Origin of the sequence: Bacteroides ndongoniae, from assembly GCF_900108345.1 — a bacterium.
Lineage (GTDB): Bacteria > Bacteroidota > Bacteroidia > Bacteroidales > Bacteroidaceae > Bacteroides > Bacteroides ndongoniae.
Genome location: NZ_FNVV01000012.1, coordinates 829071 through 847078 on the forward strand (window position 1 = coordinate 829071; position 18008 = coordinate 847078).

13 protein-coding genes are annotated in these 18008 nt (G+C 54.9%); 9 read left to right on the forward strand and 4 right to left on the reverse strand.

Annotated elements, in window-relative coordinates; genetic code table 11:
- Positions 1-2 precede the first annotated feature (2 nt).
- Positions 3-1538 carry a TldD/PmbA family protein gene (locus tag BQ5591_RS03495; RefSeq protein WP_071148451.1) on the forward strand — a complete coding sequence of 512 codons (1536 nt, stop codon included), beginning with the start codon at positions 3-5 and terminating at the stop codon, positions 1536-1538.
- Between the two features lie 63 nt (positions 1539-1601).
- Complete coding sequence (locus BQ5591_RS03500) at positions 1602-2921, forward strand: TldD/PmbA family protein (protein ID WP_071148452.1); 1320 nt, start codon at positions 1602-1604, stop codon at positions 2919-2921.
- Between the two features lie 161 nt (positions 2922-3082).
- Here the strand turns inward: BQ5591_RS03500 and BQ5591_RS03505 are convergent, their stop codons facing one another.
- Positions 3083-3778 carry an LrgB family protein gene (locus BQ5591_RS03505; RefSeq protein WP_071148453.1) on the reverse strand — a complete coding sequence of 232 codons (696 nt, stop codon included), beginning with the start codon at positions 3776-3778 and terminating at the stop codon, positions 3083-3085.
- Positions 3775-4143 (reverse strand): CidA/LrgA family protein, encoded by a 369-nt coding sequence (locus BQ5591_RS03510; protein ID WP_022162971.1) that lies wholly within the window; start codon positions 4141-4143, stop codon positions 3775-3777. The genes BQ5591_RS03505 and BQ5591_RS03510 overlap by 4 nt, the downstream gene beginning before the upstream one ends.
- A 409-nt stretch (positions 4144-4552) precedes the next feature.
- On the opposite strand from BQ5591_RS03510, the gene pta reads away from it, so the two are divergent.
- The 7 genes from pta (at position 4553) to BQ5591_RS03545 (ending at position 15861) form a co-directional block, all read left to right on the forward strand.
- Positions 4553-5569, forward strand: a complete 1017-nt coding sequence (pta, locus tag BQ5591_RS03515; protein ID WP_071148454.1) for a phosphate acetyltransferase — start codon at positions 4553-4555, stop codon at positions 5567-5569.
- 208 nt (positions 5570-5777) lie between these two features.
- Complete coding sequence (locus tag BQ5591_RS03520) at positions 5778-6974, forward strand: acetate kinase (protein WP_071148455.1); 1197 nt, start codon at positions 5778-5780, stop codon at positions 6972-6974.
- A 219-nt stretch (positions 6975-7193) separates the two neighbouring features.
- Positions 7194-10469: a SusC/RagA family TonB-linked outer membrane protein gene (locus tag BQ5591_RS03525; RefSeq protein ID WP_071148456.1), complete on the forward strand. Its 3276-nt coding sequence runs from the start codon at positions 7194-7196 to the stop codon at positions 10467-10469.
- A gap of 14 nt (positions 10470-10483) precedes the next feature.
- Positions 10484-12283 carry a RagB/SusD family nutrient uptake outer membrane protein gene (locus BQ5591_RS03530; RefSeq protein WP_071148457.1) on the forward strand — a complete coding sequence of 600 codons (1800 nt, stop codon included), beginning with the start codon at positions 10484-10486 and terminating at the stop codon, positions 12281-12283.
- Positions 12284-12332: 49 nt separating this feature from the next.
- A complete protein-coding gene (locus BQ5591_RS03535) occupies positions 12333-13241 on the forward strand; it encodes a metallophosphoesterase family protein (RefSeq protein ID WP_071148458.1) in 909 nt (302 codons plus the stop codon).
- 23 nt (positions 13242-13264) lie between these two features.
- Positions 13265-14386: an Sb-PDE family phosphodiesterase gene (locus tag BQ5591_RS03540; protein ID WP_071148459.1), complete on the forward strand. Its 1122-nt coding sequence runs from the start codon at positions 13265-13267 to the stop codon at positions 14384-14386.
- A 71-nt stretch (positions 14387-14457) separates the two neighbouring features.
- Positions 14458-15861: an alkaline phosphatase gene (locus BQ5591_RS03545; RefSeq protein ID WP_071148460.1), complete on the forward strand. Its 1404-nt coding sequence runs from the start codon at positions 14458-14460 to the stop codon at positions 15859-15861.
- 198 nt (positions 15862-16059) lie between these two features.
- On the opposite strand, the gene BQ5591_RS03550 is transcribed toward BQ5591_RS03545, so the two are convergent.
- Both BQ5591_RS03550 and BQ5591_RS03555 read right to left on the reverse strand, forming a co-directional pair.
- Entirely contained in the window at positions 16060-16824 is a 765-nt protein-coding gene (locus BQ5591_RS03550; protein ID WP_071148461.1) for a UDP-2,3-diacylglucosamine diphosphatase, read from the reverse strand.
- 34 nt (positions 16825-16858) lie between these two features.
- Entirely contained in the window at positions 16859-18004 is a 1146-nt protein-coding gene (locus BQ5591_RS03555; protein WP_071148462.1) for a TlpA disulfide reductase family protein, read from the reverse strand.
- Positions 18005-18008: the final 4 nt, after the last annotated feature.

The following is an 18008-nucleotide window of genomic DNA, read 5'->3' on the forward strand; positions in this document are numbered from 1 at the left end:
ATATGGATAGAAGAAACTTTTTACGTACAGGAGGTCTTGCCGTGCTGGGTTCACTGGCAATGCCTTCGTTGGCCATGCCCGAACCGGTGCGCCGGGCGCTTGGGGCAGCCGATGACAAGTCGGCCGTGGCTGCAGCGATGCTTCACTTCGGTGTGACCGAAGCCGATCTGAAGAAAGTACTGGCTGCCGCCCTCGAAAAAGGCGGCGACTATGCCGATCTCTATTTCGAACATACGTTCAATAACAGCGTTACGCTGATGGACGGACAAGTGAACCGTTGCGGTTCGAACATCGACTTCGGTATGGGTGTCCGCGTGTTGGCAGGCGACCAGACGGGTTATGCCTATGTTGAGGGAGTGACGCTCGACGAAATGCTGCGTGCCGCCCGTACAGCTGCCCGCATCGCTACGTCGGGCAAGGCAGGTAAGCCCGTCGGACTGACCGAGAAAACCATCGCCAAGAACCGCTATACCGTGATTTCCCCCTGGGAGGAAGTCAGCTTGAAGACCAAAATCCCTTATCTGGAGAAGCTGAACGAGAAAATCTTCTCGCTCGACCCGCGTGTACGCAAGGTGCAGGCCTCGCTGAGCGACACTACCTCGCACGTGCTTTTCTGCAACTCCGAGGGCGTGAGCTATTACGACTACCGCCCGATGGTATCGTTCATGGCCGTCTGCATCATGGAAGAGAACGGACAGATGGAGAACGGATTTGCCTCGCGTTCGTACCGCAAGGGCTTCGAATTCCTAAGCGACGACATTGTCGAGACATTGGCTCGCGAAGCGGTGGACAATACGGCCATCCTCTTCAAGGCCGTCAAGCCCAAAGGCGGCGAAATGCCCGTTGTGATGGGAGCCGGCGGTTCGGGTATCCTGCTGCACGAGGCCATCGGTCATGCTTTCGAGGCCGACTTCAACCGTAAGAAAACGTCTATCTTCAGCGACCTGCTAGGCAAGAAGGTGTGCAACGAGCACATCAACGTGGTGGACGACGGTACCATCCCCTTCAACCGCGGCTCGGTCAACTTCGACGACGAAGGTGTGGAAGGTCAGAAGACCTACATCGTGAAGGAAGGCATACTGACGAGCTATCTGCACGACCGCATCAGTGCCAAGTTCTACGGCGTGGCTCCTACCGGAAACGGACGCCGCGACACCTTCCGCTGCACGCCTATCCCCCGTATGCGTGCCACGTACATGGAGGCTGGCAACGTGCGCGAAGAAGACATCATCTCTACCGTCAAGCAGGGCATCTATGCACAGAACTTCACCAACGGACAGGTGCAGATCGGTGCAGGCGACTTTACGTTCTTCGTTAAGTCGGGCTACCTCATCGAGAACGGTAAGCTGACGCAACCCATCAAGGACATCAACATCATCGGTAACGGTCCCAAGGCACTGGCCGATATCACTATGGTGGCCGATAATGCCAAGATAGACAACGGCACCTGGACGTGCGGCAAGGACGGACAGTCGTGCCCCGTCACCTGCGGTATGCCTTCGGCTCTGGTCAGCAAACTGACGGTAGGTGGAGAATAAGGAAAATGAAGAATGAAGAATGAGGAATGAAGAATTAGTTACCATTAATCATTAATAAAGAACATGATAACAGACAATAATAAGAAACTGGCACAATGGGCAATGGACTTTGCCCTGAAGAACGGATGCCAGGCAGCTAAACTGGTGTTGTATGCCAACTCCAATTCGTCGTTTGAGCTGCGCAACGGAAAGATGGACCGCCTGCAACAGGCATCGGAAGGCGGACTGGCCATCAGTTTGTATGTAGATGGTCGCTACGGTTCGTACTCTACCAACCGGCTGGACAAGAAAGAACTGGAAACTTTCATCAAGAACGGCATTGAATCGACACGCTATCTGGCTCCCGACGAGTCGCGCGTGCTGGCCGACCCCAGCCGCTACTACAAAGGCGGAAAGCCCGACCTGAAACTGTTCGACAACCGCTTCTACGACATCAATCCCGACGACAAAGTGGAACTGGCCCGCGTGGCAGCCGACGAAGTGATGGGCAAGGACGAGCGGATTATCTCGGTCGATACTTCCTACAGCGACGGCGAAAGCGCAGCCTACCGCCTGATAAGCAATGGCTTCGAAGGCGAAGAGAAGAGCACCTGGTACTCGGTTTCGGCCAGTGTAGCCGTCCGGGGCGAGGGCGAGGCACGTCCGTCAGATTACTGGTACGGCAGCAGTCTCTTCTACGACCAGTTGCCGAAGACCGGCATCGGCTCCAAGGCGCTGGAACGGGTGTTGCGTAAGTTGGGGCAGCGGAAGGCGAAGTCGGGCAAATATACCATGGTGCTGGACCCCATGACTTCGGGCAGTCTGCTTAGCCCGATGCTCAGTGCCCTCTATGGCTCGTCGTTGCAGCAGAAGAACTCGTTCCTGCTCGACAAGCTGAACCAGCAGGTAGGCTCCACGAAGCTGACGCTGAAGGACGAACCCCATCTGATAGGAGCCAATGGTGCTCGCTACTTCGACTCGGAAGGTGTGGCCACAGAACCGCTGCTCATTTTCGACAAGGGCGTACTGAAGACTTACTTCATCGATACTTACAATGCCAAGAAGATGGGCGTGGCACCTACCATCAGTTCGCCGTCGCTGCTGATTCTGGAGCCGGGCAACAAGGACCTGAACGGACTGGTGGCCGACGTACAGAACGGTATCCTGGTGACGGGACTGAACGGCGGAAACAGCAACAGCAGCTCGGGCGACTTCTCGTACGGTATCGAAGGTTTCCTGATCGAGAACGGCAAGCTGACGCAACCCGTCAACGAAATGAACGTCACGGGCAACATGGTGCAGCTGTGGAGCTCGCTGGTCGAGGTGGGCAACGATGCTATGCTGAACCGTTCGTGGCGCATCCCTTCGCTGGTATTCGACGGCATCAGCTTCAGCGGACTGTAACGGACAGCGTCCGCTGGGCTTCACACTCGTATACGGGCTAATGGCCCGAAAGGGCGTTCGGTAAGTTCGCCTGCACACAGAGAGGGTGTGTCAGATTAAGATGATATCTCTTAATGCTGGCACACCCTCTCTCTTTTTGTATTCTTCTGCGGAGCGTCGCTCTACAGCAACCCCAACAGCTCAAGCAACGTCGGCGTGAACAGGGCGGTGAAGATGCCGTTCAGCGTCAGGGCCAGGCTGGCGAAGGCGCCGTACTTGCGGCTGACGTCCATCGCGGCCGAGGTGCCTACGGCGTGTGCGGCGGCTCCCATCGAGAGGCCTTGCGCCATGGGACTCTGCACGCCCGTCAGGCGCATCATTCGGAAACCGAGGATGCCGCCCAGCAGACCTACACAGACGACGACGGCTGCCGTCAGCGAGGGGATGCCGCCCAGCGACTTGGCCACCTCCATGGCGATGGGGGTAGTGACGGACTTAGGCGCCAGCGAGTAGATGATTTCGTTCGAGGCACCCATCAGTTTGGCAATGAGCACGACGGAAACGACGCCCACCACGCATCCGGCCAGCTGCGACAGGATGATGGGCAGAATCTGCTTCTTGATGGTCTCCAGTTGCAGATACAGGGGCACGCCCAAGGCCACGACGGCCGGTTTCAGCCAGAACTCGATGAGGTGGCCCGCCTCGTTGTAGGTGGTGTATTCGATGTGTGCCATCTTCAGGAAGATGATGAGCACAGCTATAGTAATCAGGATGGGGTTGAGCAGCATGATGCCGGTCTTCTTCTGCAACAGCTTCGACAGGAAGAAGACGCCGAAGGTGACGGCCAGCAGGAAAAAGTTGTTTTCGAGATAATTCATTTCTGTTTACGGGTTAAGGGATGACGATGGAAATAACGGTGCAGAAGCTGGTGTACCCAGCCGGTCGAGACAAGTACCAGGGCGGTACTGGCTACCGTAGCAATGACGATGGGCCAGAACTCGGCGGCGATGACGTCGAAGTAGAGCATCAGTGCCACGCCGGGCGGCACGAAGAAAAATCCCAGATTGGCTACCAGAAAGTCGGACATGCCCTGTACCCAGTGCAGCTTGATCCAACCCAGTTTCAGGAAGAGGGTGAGCAGCAGCATCCCGATGATGCTGGACGGCAGTTTGACGCCCGTCAGCCAGACAATCAGTTCACCCAAGGCAAGGCATCCGAAGAGGATGGCGCATTGACGAATCATAATACTGTTAAGCTAAAAAAAGTAATACCTTATTGTACATTTCGCTCCGGCGGAGTCGCTCCCCGTCGGGCGGTTATACTGAAAACGGCTGCAAAGGTAGCGATTCTATCGGTCGGTTGTGCCGTCGGGAGGGGAAAAAGTTATCGTTTGCGGCGCACTTGTGTGGCTCGCGAGCAACACTTGCACGGCTCGCGAGAGACACTTGCACGGCTCACGAGCGACACCTGCACGGCTCGCACCCCCGAAGCGCGGCTGTCGGCCGTCGGCGGTTTGTGTTAAATTTTCCAATATTTATCATTTCTCCCACAAAATAGCCCCGAATTGCAATGTTGATATTGCAAAATTGTGTATTTTTGCAGCGTGAATTACACAGATTACTTCCGGTTATTCTTATACACTATATATTATCATGCAAAGATTAATTAACGAAATCGTTGAGCGCGCCAAAGCAAACCGCCAACGCATTGTTCTTCCCGAAGGAACCGAAGAACGCACCTTGAAAGCTGCCAACCAGATTTTGACAGACGGAGTAGCCGACCTGATTCTGCTGGGTAACCCGGCCGAAATCGAAGCCTGCGCCAAAGAGTGGGGCTTGGGCAACATCGGTAAAGCCACCATCATCGACCCCGCAAACCATCCTAAGATGGAAGAGTACGCACAGTTGCTCTGCGAACTGCGCAAGAAGAAAGGCATGACCATCGAAGAAGCCCGCAAGCTGGTGCTCGACCCGCTCTACCTGGGCTGCCTCATGATAAAGAACGGCGACGCCGACGGTCAGCTGGCCGGTGCTCGCAACACGACGGGCGACGTACTGCGTCCTGCCCTGCAGATCATCAAGACCGCTCCGGGCATCACCTGCGTATCGGGTGCCATGCTGTTGCTCACCCACGCTCCCGAATACGGTAAGAACGGTGTCCTCGTCATGGGCGACGTAGCCGTAACACCCGTGCCCGATGCCGGACAGCTGGCACAGATTGCCGTCTGCACCGCACGCACCGCACGCGCCGTTGCCGGACTCGATCCGAAAGTGGCCATGCTGAGCTTCTCGACCAAAGGTTCGGCCAAGCACGAAGTAGTAGATAAGGTAGTTGAGGCCCTGAAGATAGCCAAGGAAATGGCTCCCGACATCGCCATCGACGGCGAATTGCAGGCCGATGCCGCCCTCGTGCCCGAAGTAGGTGCCAGCAAGGCTCCGGGTTCGTCCATCGCCGGACATGCCAACGTGCTCGTTGTGCCCACCCTCGAAGTAGGCAACATCTCGTACAAGCTGGTTCAGCGTCTGGGTCATGCCGACGCCGTAGGCCCCATCCTGCAAGGCATCGCACGCCCTGTGAACGACCTGTCGCGCGGATGCTCCATCGAGGACGTTTACCGCATGATCGCCATCACTGCCAACCAGGCCATCGCAGCCAAGGAAAGCAAGTAATTTCTTGCAGAGAGTATAGTAGTTAAAGAAGTTATAGAAGTTATCGCCCACCTTTGGGTGGGCTTGGAAGTTAAAAGCCAATAGAAACAGTTTATGCAGATTGCCTTTTGCTGAACTGACGGCTTTAACTTCTATAACTTCCCTTAACTTCTATAACTTCTTTCAACTTCGAAACTTGCAAACTTAATTTTTTAATTCTTTATTCTTTATGAAAATCTTAGTTCTGAACTGCGGAAGTTCATCCATCAAATACAAGCTGTTCGACATGGACAGCAAGTCGGTCATCGCACAGGGCGGTATCGAGAAAATCGGCTTGCCCGACTCGTTCCTGAAGCTGACTTTGCCCAACGGCGAAAAGAAGATTCTGGAGAAAAACATCCCCGAACACACCGTAGGCGTAGAGTTCATCCTCAACACGCTGACCAGCCCCGAGTACGGAGCCATCAAGTCGCTCGACGAAATTAATGCCGTAGGCCACCGCATGGTGCACGGCGGCGAAAAGTTCAGCAAGTCGGTACTGCTGACCAAGGAAGTGCTCGATGCCTTCACAGCCTGCAACGACTTGGCTCCGCTGCACAACCCCGCCAACCTGAAAGGCGTTCATGCCATCGAAGCCATCCTGCCCAACGTGCCGCAGATTGGCGTCTTCGACACCGCCTTCCATCAGACCATGCCCGACTACGCCTACATGTACGCCGTTCCCTACGAACTGTACCAGAAGTACGGCGTGCGTCGCTACGGCTTCCACGGAACTTCACACCGCTACGTATCGCAACGCGTATGCGAGTTCCTGGGCGTGAAACCCGAAGGCTTGCGCATCATCACCTGCCACATCGGTAACGGTGGTTCCATCACTGCCATCAAGGATGGCAAGTGCGTAGACACCAGCATGGGTCTCACTCCGCTCGAAGGCCTTATGATGGGTACACGCAGTGGCGACATCGACGCCGGTGCTGTCAGCTTCATCATGGAGAAAGAAGGCCTCGACGCACAGGGCATCTCGAACCTGCTCAACAAGAAGAGCGGTGTGATGGGTATCTTCGGCAAGTCGAGCGACATGCGCGACCTCGAAAACGCCGTTGCCGAGGGCGACCCGAAAGCACGTCTGGCCGAGAACATGTACTTCTACCGCATCAAGAAATACATCGGTGCCTATGCTGCCGCACTGGGTGGCGTGGACATCATCGTCTTCACCGGCGGTGTGGGCGAAAACCAGGCTTCGGCCCGCTGGGGTGCCTGCTCCGGCCTCGAATACATGGGCGTGAAGCTCGATGCCGAGAAGAACAAGGTGCGCGGCGAGGAAATGGTCATCTCGACCGACGACTCGAAAGTGAAAGTAGTAGTCATCCCCACCGACGAGGAGCTGATGATTGCTTCAGATACTGTAGCTATACTGAACAACTAATATTATAGGAATTATCTTTCTTCATGCAAGGGTGTGTCCGTGGTGGATGCACCCTTTTTTGCATGCTTCCCGTCCTTCCCCCATTTGCTTTTGGGGCAGTCATGGAATGGAGTTTCCGCGTAATCGAAATGCAACAAGGTTGCAAACAGAATGTTAAGGGGGCGTAATTTTCCCGTAACCGGCAATCCCTTATTTTGCCGTCGAATTAAAACAACGATTATGAAACGGAAATTCTTAGAGAGATGTATGTTATGCCTTGCCGTCGGACTGCTGTGCTGCAATCTGCCGGCATTGGCTGCAAGCGGCGGTCGTCTGCCTGTTTCGGTGGACCAGGTCCGTGTAAAGATATTAGTGGATGGCTGTGTAGTCGATGCCGCAGGCGAACCCCTTCCGGGCGCTACGGTGCGCGAGCGTGCTACGGGCAACGGTACGGTGACCAATATCGACGGTAACTTTTCGTTGTCCGTTTCGTCCGAGGCCGTACTCGAAGTCAGCTTTGTGGGCTATGCCACCAAAGTGGTTCCCGTGGCGGGACAACAGCAACTGAAGGTGGTGCTCGAAGAAGACGCTGCCGCGCTGGACGAAGTCGTGGTGGTGGGCTATGGCATCCAGAAGAAAGTCAACCTGTCCGGTTCGGTGGACCAGATCGGTGCCAAAGAACTTGAGAAACGCCCCATTGCCGATCTTTCGCGAGGCTTGCAGGGCATGATTCCTAACCTGAACATCGACTTCACCAGCGGCGAACCGGGAAAATCGGCCAACATCAACATCCGTGGCGAGGCCTCCATCAATGGCGGAAGTCCGCTGATTCTGATCGATGGTGTGTCGGCCAACGTAGAAGAGATGAACCGTCTGCTGCCCGAAGACATCGAAAGCCTTTCGGTCCTGAAGGATGCTTCGTCGGCCGCCATCTACGGTGCGCGTGCCGCTTTCGGTGTCATACTTATTACCACCAAGCAGGGCAATAGCGACCGTATACAAGTGGATTACAACGGCAACTTTGCCTGGAAACGTCCTTCGTCGCTGACCGAGAAGACTTCCGATCCCTATATTTACCTGAAGCTGAAGAACATCGCCGTGCTCAATACTCCCTGGAGTTCGGGACACGTCACCAGTGACGAACGCCTCGAATGGGCACGCCAGCGTTCGGACAATCCTGACGGCACTCCCTCGGTGCGCCTGAACCCGCTGGACGAGACCCAGTGGGAGTACATGGGCAACCGTGACTGGACCGACTACTACCTGAACCGTAACACCTTCACCCAGACGCATCAGGTATCGGTGTCGGGGCGGACGGAGAAGACCCGTTTTTACCTTTCCGGCGGCTACGATGACGAGAACGGTATCTTTTCGGGCATTGTGGACAACGATAAGTACCGCCGCTACAGCATGCGTAGCAAGGTGAGCTATGACGTATGGGACTGGCTGACCCTTTCGAACAACACCTCTTACGTGGTGACCGAACGTAAAAAACCGAGCTATTATGATATGAGTGTGTTCTTCGACCTCGAACCGCACGACATGGACCGCAACCCCGATGGCACTTGGGCCAGCGGCGAACTGGGTACGGCTTTGGCCCAGCTGGTCGATGGCGGTCAGGAGAAGGATACTTACGGACGCCTTCAGAGCACCTTCTCCGGCGAACTGAACTTCTGGAAACGTATGCTGGTAATCAATGCCAACTTCACCTTCATGAAGGGACATCAGGAATACGACTGGTACAAGACCCCCTACCAGGTAGGTTACGGCCCGGACGATATCCGCGAGCAGGGCGAAAGCCGTGCCTGGAAGGAAAGCACAGACGACCTGTACACGGTGTTCGAAGTGTATGGTACCTTCAACAAGTTGTTTCGCGACCGCCATCAGGTGACCGCCATCCTGGGCTTCAATCAGGAGTACAACCGTTCCGACAACTTCCATTCCGAGCGCTACGACATCATCTCTACTGCTCTGCCTTCCATCGGTTTGGCTTCCGGCACCCAATACGTCGGCCAGACCTACCGTGACTGGGCCATCCGTGGTTGCTTTTTCCGTGCCAACTATTCGTACGACAACCGCTATATCTTCGAGTTGAACGGCCGTTACGACGGTACGTCCCGTTTCCCCAAGAACAAGCGTTTCGGCTTCTTTCCCTCGGGCTCGGTAGCCTGGAGGGTGGACAGCGAATCGTTCTTCGACGGCCTGCGCGACATCTTCTCTCAATTCAAGCTCCGCGCTTCTTACGGTTCGCTGGGCAATCAGCTGGTGAGCGAATACGGTTACATTCCTTATATGAGTTCGCAGTTGGGCAGTTACATCATTGACGGCGAACTGCAGCAGACGGTGACTTCGCCCGACTTGGTATCGTCGGCCTACACCTGGGAGGAAGTACGTACTGTCAATGGCGGTATTGACCTGGGCTTCTTGGACAACAAGCTGACGGCCTCGTTCGATTTCTATCGTCGCGACACCAAAGGAATGCTTACCATGGGCCGCGAGCTGCCCGGTGTGTTGGGCAAGGAAGAACCGCAGGAGAACGCCGCCAACCTGAAGACGCGCGGCTGGGAACTGAGTATCGGCTATCAGGACGAGTTCCGCCTGGCCGGAAAACCCCTGAACTGGGCGGCCCGCTTCATCCTGTCGGACAGCCGTACGTGGATCACTAAGTTCGACAATCCTACCCGCAACCTGACGCAGTATTACGAAGGGCAGGAAATCGGAGAAATCTGGGGATTGCAGAGCGATGGCCTGTTCAGCAGCAAGGACGAAATAGCAGCCTTGGACGAAACCGAAATCATCCCTTGGGGGGCACTCGAAATTGTAGAAGGTTGGCCCAAGTACAAAGACCTGGACGGCGACCACCGCATCACCAAAGGGTCGGTCACGGTAGACGATCCGGGCGACCTGAGCGTTATCGGTAATTCGGCTCCCCGTTTCCGCTTCGGCCTGAATCTGAGTGCCGAATGGAACGGAATCGATGTAGCCGTCTTCCTGCAAGGCATCGGCAAGCGCGACTTCTATCCGCAAAGTTACTTGTACTGGGGCTTCTACCAGCAACCCTACAGCGGCGGACAGTTGCACACTTTCGACTTCTACCGCCCCACAACGGACAGCGAGGTCGACATGGCTAAGCATTCGCAATCGTACATCGCCGCCGGACTGGCCAACCAGAACCTTGATGCCAGATACCCCATCCTGCAATCGTGGCTGGCCGATAAGAACCTGGGAACCCGCATCGACCAGGCGATGGGCCTGGCCATTCCCCAGACAGGCTACATGCTGAATGCCGCTTACCTGCGTGTGAAGAACATCACCGTCGGCTATACGCTGCCGCAAGAGTGGGTACGCAAAGCCCGATTGAGCCGGGTGCGTGTATTTGTCAGTGCCGACAACCTGTGCGAATGGAGCGGAGTGAAGCCTTACTTCGATCCCGAGTCCATTACCGATACGTCTTCTTTCGGCTATGTTTATCCTTTCAACCGCCAGTTCTCCTGCGGGCTTAACGTAACATTCTAAAATTACAAATGACAATGAGAAATCTGATTATACCTTCCCTGGCTCTTTCAGTCACTTTGCTGCTGGCTACTTCGTGCAACGATTCGTTTATGGATCGGCAACCCCATACGGAAATCGGTGTGGAATCGTATTTCAATACCGAACGCGACTTGCAGATGTATTGTTACGGTCTGGTCAACACACCAGGTTACAGCTACGACTCCGACGAGGGTACCGACGATGTAGCCACGACTTCGAACGTCGAAATCAAGAACATCATGACATCGCCCAATCCCAACTCGGTCACCATCAATGCCGGCTGGAGCTGGGAGCGTCTGTACGACATCAACTTCTTCTTGGCCAACTGCGGACGCGCCAAAGTGACCGAAGATGTCCTGGCCCACTATCAGGGTGTAGCCCGTTACTACCGCGCCGCCTTCTATATGGATAAGGTGAAAACCTATTCCGATGTGCCTTGGTACGATAAAGTGCTCACCACCGACGACCCGGACCTGTATAAGGCTCGCGACTCGCGCGACTTCGTTATCGGCAAGATATTCGAAGACTACCAGTTTGCAGCCGAACACGTCCGTGCCACCGAACCTTTAGGTGCCATCAACAAGTGGATTGTACTGGCTACCATGGCCCGTCATGCCCTGTACGAAGGCACCTACCGCAAGTATCACGACGAACTGAACCTGCAACAGACCGCCGCCGACTATCTGCGTATGGCAGCCGATGCCGCCTGGCAAGTCATGCAGGAAGGCGGTTTCAGCATCTACAATACAGGACATCCCTACGAAGACTATTCCACGCTGTTCAACAGCCCCGACCTGACCACCAATCCCGAGATGATACAGGCACATTACTACGAGAACGACGTGGCCGAAAACGGATTCTGGGCCTACATGTTCGGCAACTACATTCCCTGTCCCACGAAAGATCTGGTACAGGCCTACCTGATGAAGGACGGTTCCTACTATTCTTCGCAGCCCGACTATCGGACCCGTCAGTTTGTCGATGAGTTCAAGGACCGCGACCCGCGCATCTATCAGACACTGGCTTATCCGGGCTGGGAACTGGTCAACACCATGACCTATGCCACCGGTGCCGGCATCTATGTGCAGGAACTTAACAAGAACTTCTCGGGCTACCACCAGATAAAAGGCTTCATCAACAACAAGGACGAAAACTACTACGTGGGCATCGACTTCCCCGTCATCCGCTATGCCGAAGTGCTGCTCACCTATGCCGAGGCAAAGGCTGAACTGGGCGAACTGACGCAGGACGTGCTGGATCAGACGGTCAACCTGCTGCGCGACCGTGCCGGAATGCCTCACTTGCAGATGAATCCGCCTGTCGATCCCGTGATGGCAGAAGCCTTTCCCGGTGTCGGATCGACGCTGCTCGAAATCCGTCGCGAGCGTCGTGTGGAACTGGCGTTCGAAGGTTTCCGCTTCGACGACCTCATGCGCTGGCACGCCGGCAAGCTGTTGGAGCATGAGCCCGAAGGACTCTACTTCCCCAGTTTGGGCAAGTTCGACCTGACCGGCGACGGCATCGAAGACATCTGCCTGATTCCTTCCTCGCAGTCGATTCCTGCCGAAGAAGACAAAGAAACCAATGCCTTGGGCGAGAAACTGGTCTATTACCGTGCCGGAACCATCGACGACCAGAATGCCACCGTTTATCTGAGTGACGGCGATCATGGTACCATTCAGACCATCAAGGACATGGGTACTTTCCAGGAACCGAAGTTCTACTATCGTCCCATTCCCCGTCACGAGATGGATCTGAATCCCAATCTGGGACCGCAACTCTTCGGCTGGGAATGATCCCTCCCCGCAAGCATTCAATGAATAACTCTTTTAAAACAATACGAAAATGAGAAAAGGATTTTTATCAAAGTGGGTGGTCCTGTGCTGTTGTGCTGTCAGTCTGGCTTCCTGCAATCAGACTGACCGGCAGAATCAGTCTCAACAACCTGCCATCAAACTGACGTTTGCTTATTTGACTGATGTCCACCTGAACAAGGACAATAGCGGCAATGGCAACGAAGGCCTGAAGAAGGCCCTGAAGGTCGCTGCCGACCAAGGAGCCGAATTTGTACTTTTTGGCGGAGACAATGCCGATACCGACCAGCTGGGCGATGCCGAAGTGACTGCCGATACCTTGCATGCACGCTTTGCAAGGTTGGTGAAGGAGTCCGGACTGCCGGCCCATTTCACCATCGGAAACCACGACCGGTTCTACCTGGCCGGGGGAAAGGCCGATACACTGGGTTTTGGAATGTTCGAGAAACATTATGGCAAGACTTACGGTTCGTTCACGCAGAAAGGTGTTCATTTTGTTACCCTCAACAGTCTTTATCCGCAGGGTGGTGAGGCACCCTACAGCGTAGGCGCCGAGCAATTGGCCTGGCTGAAGGCCGACCTTGACACAGTGAGCCCTCAGACGCCGGTCATTGTTTCGCTTCACGTGCCCATGCTGTCGCTCTATTATCCCGTAGTGGAAGGTACGATGAAGGCCTGGGATATGATTGCCGACAGCAAGGCTGTGGTTGACTTGCTGAAGGAGCACAATACGCAACTCGTCCTGCAGGGACACCAGCACATCTACGAGCAGATTCAGGAACGCGACTTGTGGTTTGTCACTGCCGGTGCCGTGTCGGCATGCTGGTGGCAAGGACCTTTCTTGACTACGCAGGAAGGCTTCCTTTTGGTCAAAGTGGACGAAAACAACCGCATCTCTTGGGAGTACATCGACTATGGATGGGAAGTACCCGGAAAATAACCCGATAATCATAAAATGAAAAAATGAAAACGAAACGATTGCTGATGACGGCAGTTTTGGCTGCCGCCTGCTGGAGCGGAATGTATGCCCAGCAAACACAAGAGCTGCCCGACCGTATCAAGATGGGGCAGGAGAGAGCGAAAGTACGTCGTGACATCAGTCTGCCGCAGATTGACGGATACGACTTGCTGAAGTGCGATTTCCACATCCATACCGTCTTTTCTGACGGCATCGTGTGGCCTTCACTTCGTGTCAACGAGGCATGGGAAGAAGGTCTTGATGCCATTGCCTTGAGCGACCACGTAGAGGGACAACCTGCCCGCGAAGGCATGAAGAAGGGCGACCTGGATCTGGCTTTCAAGAATGCCGAGGATGAGGCGCTGCGGCGCGGCATCATTCTGATTAAGGGAGCCGAAATAAGTCGTTCCATGCCCCCCGGACATCTTAATGCCCTCTTTCTGAACGATGTGGATGCCTTGCAGAAGGACGACGTTGTGGAAGCACTGCGCGAGGCACACAGGCAGGGAGCCTACATCTTTTGGAATCATCCGGGATGGAACGTCAAGGAAGTGAAGTGGCACGACATACACGAACGCCTCTGGAAGGAAGGCTTGCTGAACGGCATCGAAGTGTTCAACGAGTTCGAGTGGTATCCCAAAGCGCTGGAATGGGCCAAGGAAAAGAAACTGACGCTGATGGCCAATACCGACGTACACGATGTCATCGAGCGCCTGTATGACAGGACGCAGGTGTCGCACCGTCCTCTGACCCTCGTGCTGGCCAAGGAACATACGGCGGCTGCCATTAAGGAAGCTCTTTTTGGCGGGCGTACGCTCATCTGGTTCTACGATACGCTGATAGGCAAGGAAGATTACCTGAAGAAGTTCTTCGAAGGAGCTGTCCGTGTGCAGCCTTCACACTATGCAACAGAGGCTTCGGCTTACGTGACGGTGACCAATACGTGCGACGTCCCCTTCAGACTTGAAGTGGCTTCGGAAGTCAAGGGCTATCCGTCATGTATCCAGCTGCCGGCAAGGGCTTCGGTTGTTGTGTCGGTACCCAAAAACGGCACTAACCCCGTTGCTTACAAGGTAACCAACCTGCTGACAGCCTATGAACAGTGCATTGAAGTTTCGTTGTTTTAACGGAAAAGAGGAGTGAAGGTAGGCCGAAAATACCTACCTTTGCTTGTATTATTAACCATTATATCATAGTTATGAAACGATTGACGTATTTGATGCTCTTCCTGCTGGTGGCCTTGGTGGCAAAAGCACAGCAGGCAAAGTATGTATTCTATTTCATTGGCGACGGCATGGGCCTGAACCAGGTGAACACTACCGAAATGTACCTGGGCGAACAACAGGGACGCATCGGCACAGAGCCCCTCTGCTTTGCTTCCTTCCCCGTGGCAGGCATGGCCACCACGTTCTCGGCTTCCAACTCCATCACCGACTCGGCAGCCGGCGGAACGGCCCTTGCCACCGGTGTGAAGACCTATAACGGTGCCATCGGCGTAGATGCCAACAAGGAACGGGTAATGAGCGTGGCCGAGCGTGCCAAACGTGCCGGCAAGAAGGTGGGTGTCACCACCAGCGTCAGTGTCGATCACGCCACTCCGGCAGCCTTCTATGGTCACCAGCCTGACCGCAGCATGTACTACGAAATAGCCCTTCAGCTGCCCGAAGCCGGTTTCGACTTCTACGCAGGCAGCGGTTTCCTGAAACCCGCCCGTACGTTCGACAAGAAAGATGCTCCCAGCATTTACCCCATCATCGAGCAGGCCGGATACACCATCGCCCGCGGGATTGACGAATATCAGGCCAAGGCCGGTGATGCCGACAAGATGGTGCTGATTCAGAAAGACGGTACCGACGCATCGAGCCTGCCTTATGCCATCGACCGCAACGAGGGCGACCTGACGCTGGCACAGATCACCGAGAGCGCCATCGACTTCCTGTCGCGCGACAACAAGAAGGGCTTCTTCCTCATGGTCGAGGGTGGAAAGATTGACTGGACTTGCCACAGCAACGATCCCGCCACGATGGTCAAGGAAGTCATCGACATGGACAACGCCGTCCGTGTGGCTTACGAATTCTACAAGAAGCACCCCAAAGAGACGCTGATTGTGATTACAGCCGACCACGAAACCGGTGGATTGGGACTGGGCAACAGCAACTACACGCTGAACCTCAAGTCGCTCGATTGCCAGAAACAGTCGGTTGACCTGCTGTCGCGCGCCCTTACCGACCTTCGCAAAGCCAAGGGCAACAAAGCCACTTGGGAAGACGTGAAAGCCTTGCTGACCGAACGCATGGGCTTCTGGGGCGAACTGACACCCACCTGGGAGCAGGAGAAGATGTTGCGAGACGAGTTCGAATCGTCCTTTGTCCGCAATAAGGTAGTCTTCGAAGAGAGCCTCTACTCGAAGACCGAACCGCTGGCCGCCGTTGCCAAGAAGGTACTGAGCCAGATGTCGAAGCTGGGTTGGACCACCGGAAGCCACTCGGCCGAATACGTACCTGTATTTGCCGTAGGTGCCGGCTCGAAGCTCTTCATGGGCAAGATGGACAATACGGACATCCCGAAACGCATCGCCAAGGCTGCCGGTTACAAGTGGTAACCCACCGCGGCCTTGCGCCGGGCGCAAGCTGAAGAGGGTGTATTAAGCAGAAGAACAGGTTACAAATTTTAGGCACGGATTACACGGAAAATCACGGTGAAAAGAATAAAACAATCCGTAAAAATCCGTGTAATCCGTGCCTGAAAAATCAGTTCTTCTGCTTAATGCACCCTTCTTTCGTATCTATACAGTCGGCTTTTACAGCTTCGTTTCCCCTTCGATGAACTCTTCGAGGAAAAGGTTTTCACCGTCGAATACGGCGTACGAGAAGTAATTGATCCAGTCGCCCAGGATGACGATGCGCGAGGTGGCGCTCAGCATCAGATCGAGCTCGATGTGGCGGTGTCCGTAGATGAAGAAGTTGATGTCGGGATGGCTCTTCAGATAGTCCTTGGTGTAGAGCACCAGGAACTCGTTGTTTTCGCCCATGTAGTCGGGTTCCTTGCCGTTCACGCGCTTCAGGCGGCTGTGCTTGGCCCAGTTCAGCCCGAACTCCATGCTCCAGCGCGGATGCAGGGCCGAGAAGAGGGTTTGCAGGGTACGGCTGTGGAACATGGTGCGCAGCATCTTGAACTTGCGGTCGGGGTCGCCCAGCCCGTCGCCGTGGGCCAGGTAGAACTCTTTCCCGTAGATTTCGGTGGTCAGGGGGTGGCGATGCAGGATGACGCCGCACTCCTTGGTCAGATAGTCGCCGCACCAGATGTCGTGGTTGCCCGTGAAGAAGTGCACTTCCACGCCCAGGTCGGTCAGTTCGGACAGTTTGCCCAAGAAGCGCGTATATCCCTTGGGCACGACGGTCTTGAATTCGTACCAGAAGTCGAACATGTCGCCCAGCAGATAGACGGCAGCTGCCTTGTGCTTGATGCTGTCCAGAAAGTTGACTAAGCGGCGTTCCTGCGTCCGCCCGTGTTCGATGGCCCGTGAGCCGAGGTGTGCGTCGGAAAGGAAATATACGTTCTTCATATCAGGCTTGATGTTAGGGGTTGGCGTTTATCTCTTATTTGAACAGTTCGTCTAAGTATTTGTAGAAGGCGGGGTCTTCGCCTACCACTACTTTGGCGATTTTGCCTTGCGGATCGATGACGATTTTGGTGGGATATCCCTGTATGCCATACTTCACGGTGATGTCTGTCTCGTCCGTATTGCGCACGTGCAGCCAGGGCAGTTCGTGTTCCTTGACGGCAGCTTTCCATTTCTCTTCCGTGTCGCGGCAGTCGATGCCCAGTATCTCCATGCGGTCTTTGTACTTGGTGTAGTATTTCTTCATGTCGGGGATGCCTTTGATGCACCAGCCGCACCAGCTACCCCAGAAGTCCAGCACCACGTACTTGCCACGCAGCGACGACAGGGTGAGGTCGTTGCCCTGTAGGTCTTTCAGGGTGAAGTCGGGGGCGTCGGCGCCTTCTGTGATGTTCTTTTGTGCTTCTTTGCGGGCTTTCTGTTGGGCGATAGCTTCTATCATGGCGCGATAGAGCGAAGCCATCGGACCATTCTGTGCCTTTTCGCCGACAAGGTCGAGCAGGTCGCTTGCGGTTCTGCCCATATCGGATATCAGATAAACGGAGAGGTCTTCGTCGGGGTGCTGACGGATGTAGTCTTCCTTCACCTTTTGCATATCGGCATGGATGGGTTCATAGAGCTGTCGCAACGAGTCGATGCGTTCGGGCGTCAGTGTTCCTTTGTTCTGCATGTCGATGATGACTTGTGTCACTTTGTGCATTTTGTCCTCATAGGGCTTGTACTGTTTGCGCACTTCTTCGTAGGCCTGGTGGAAGGCATTTCCTTTCAGATGGTAGTCGTCCATGGAGCCGCTTACCTCCACTGTCTCGCCGGGGAAGGCTACTACGCCGATTGTCTGGCGAAGCGATGCTGCTTCGGCACCATTACTGGGTTTGGCATAGAAATAGGCCTCCATCGGTACACTGTCGTTCTTAAGCTGGAAGGAGAATTGCCCATTCTGCATGGCTATTGTATCTCTTTGCACCGCGCTTCGGCTCAGGTCCGACAGGGCAAAGTAGTTTACTATCAGTGTATCACTTCCGGTACCGGTCAGGTTGCCGGTAATGGTAGTCTGTTTCGATGCAGGCTGGCAGGCGCAGAGCAGTGCGGTGGCGGCCAGCAGGCTGAGTTGTTTCTTGTTCATGGTA

Excerpts from the sequence above, each read along its gene's own strand:
- BQ5591_RS03505 (WP_071148453.1), bottom strand. The coding sequence starts at position 3,778 with ATGAATTATCTCGAAAACAACTTTTTCCTGCTGGCCGTCACCTTCGGC.
- BQ5591_RS03550 (WP_071148461.1), bottom strand. The coding sequence starts at position 16,824 with ATGAAGAACGTATATTTCCTTTCCGACGCACACCTCGGCTCACGGGCC.
- BQ5591_RS03495 (WP_071148451.1), top strand. The coding sequence starts at position 3 with ATGGATAGAAGAAACTTTTTACGTACAGGAGGTCTTGCCGTGCTGGGT.
- BQ5591_RS03555 (WP_071148462.1), bottom strand. The coding sequence starts at position 18,004 with ATGAACAAGAAACAACTCAGCCTGCTGGCCGCCACCGCACTGCTCTGC.
- BQ5591_RS03530 (WP_071148457.1), top strand. The coding sequence starts at position 10,484 with ATGAGAAATCTGATTATACCTTCCCTGGCTCTTTCAGTCACTTTGCTG.
- BQ5591_RS03520 (WP_071148455.1), top strand. The coding sequence starts at position 5,778 with ATGAAAATCTTAGTTCTGAACTGCGGAAGTTCATCCATCAAATACAAG.
- BQ5591_RS03510 (WP_022162971.1), bottom strand. The coding sequence starts at position 4,143 with ATGATTCGTCAATGCGCCATCCTCTTCGGATGCCTTGCCTTGGGTGAA.
- BQ5591_RS03525 (WP_071148456.1), top strand. The coding sequence starts at position 7,194 with ATGAAACGGAAATTCTTAGAGAGATGTATGTTATGCCTTGCCGTCGGA.
- BQ5591_RS03545 (WP_071148460.1), top strand. The coding sequence starts at position 14,458 with ATGAAACGATTGACGTATTTGATGCTCTTCCTGCTGGTGGCCTTGGTG.
- pta (WP_071148454.1), top strand. The coding sequence starts at position 4,553 with ATGCAAAGATTAATTAACGAAATCGTTGAGCGCGCCAAAGCAAACCGC.
- BQ5591_RS03535 (WP_071148458.1), top strand. The coding sequence starts at position 12,333 with ATGAGAAAAGGATTTTTATCAAAGTGGGTGGTCCTGTGCTGTTGTGCT.
- BQ5591_RS03500 (WP_071148452.1), top strand. The coding sequence starts at position 1,602 with ATGATAACAGACAATAATAAGAAACTGGCACAATGGGCAATGGACTTT.
- BQ5591_RS03540 (WP_071148459.1), top strand. The coding sequence starts at position 13,265 with ATGAAAACGAAACGATTGCTGATGACGGCAGTTTTGGCTGCCGCCTGC.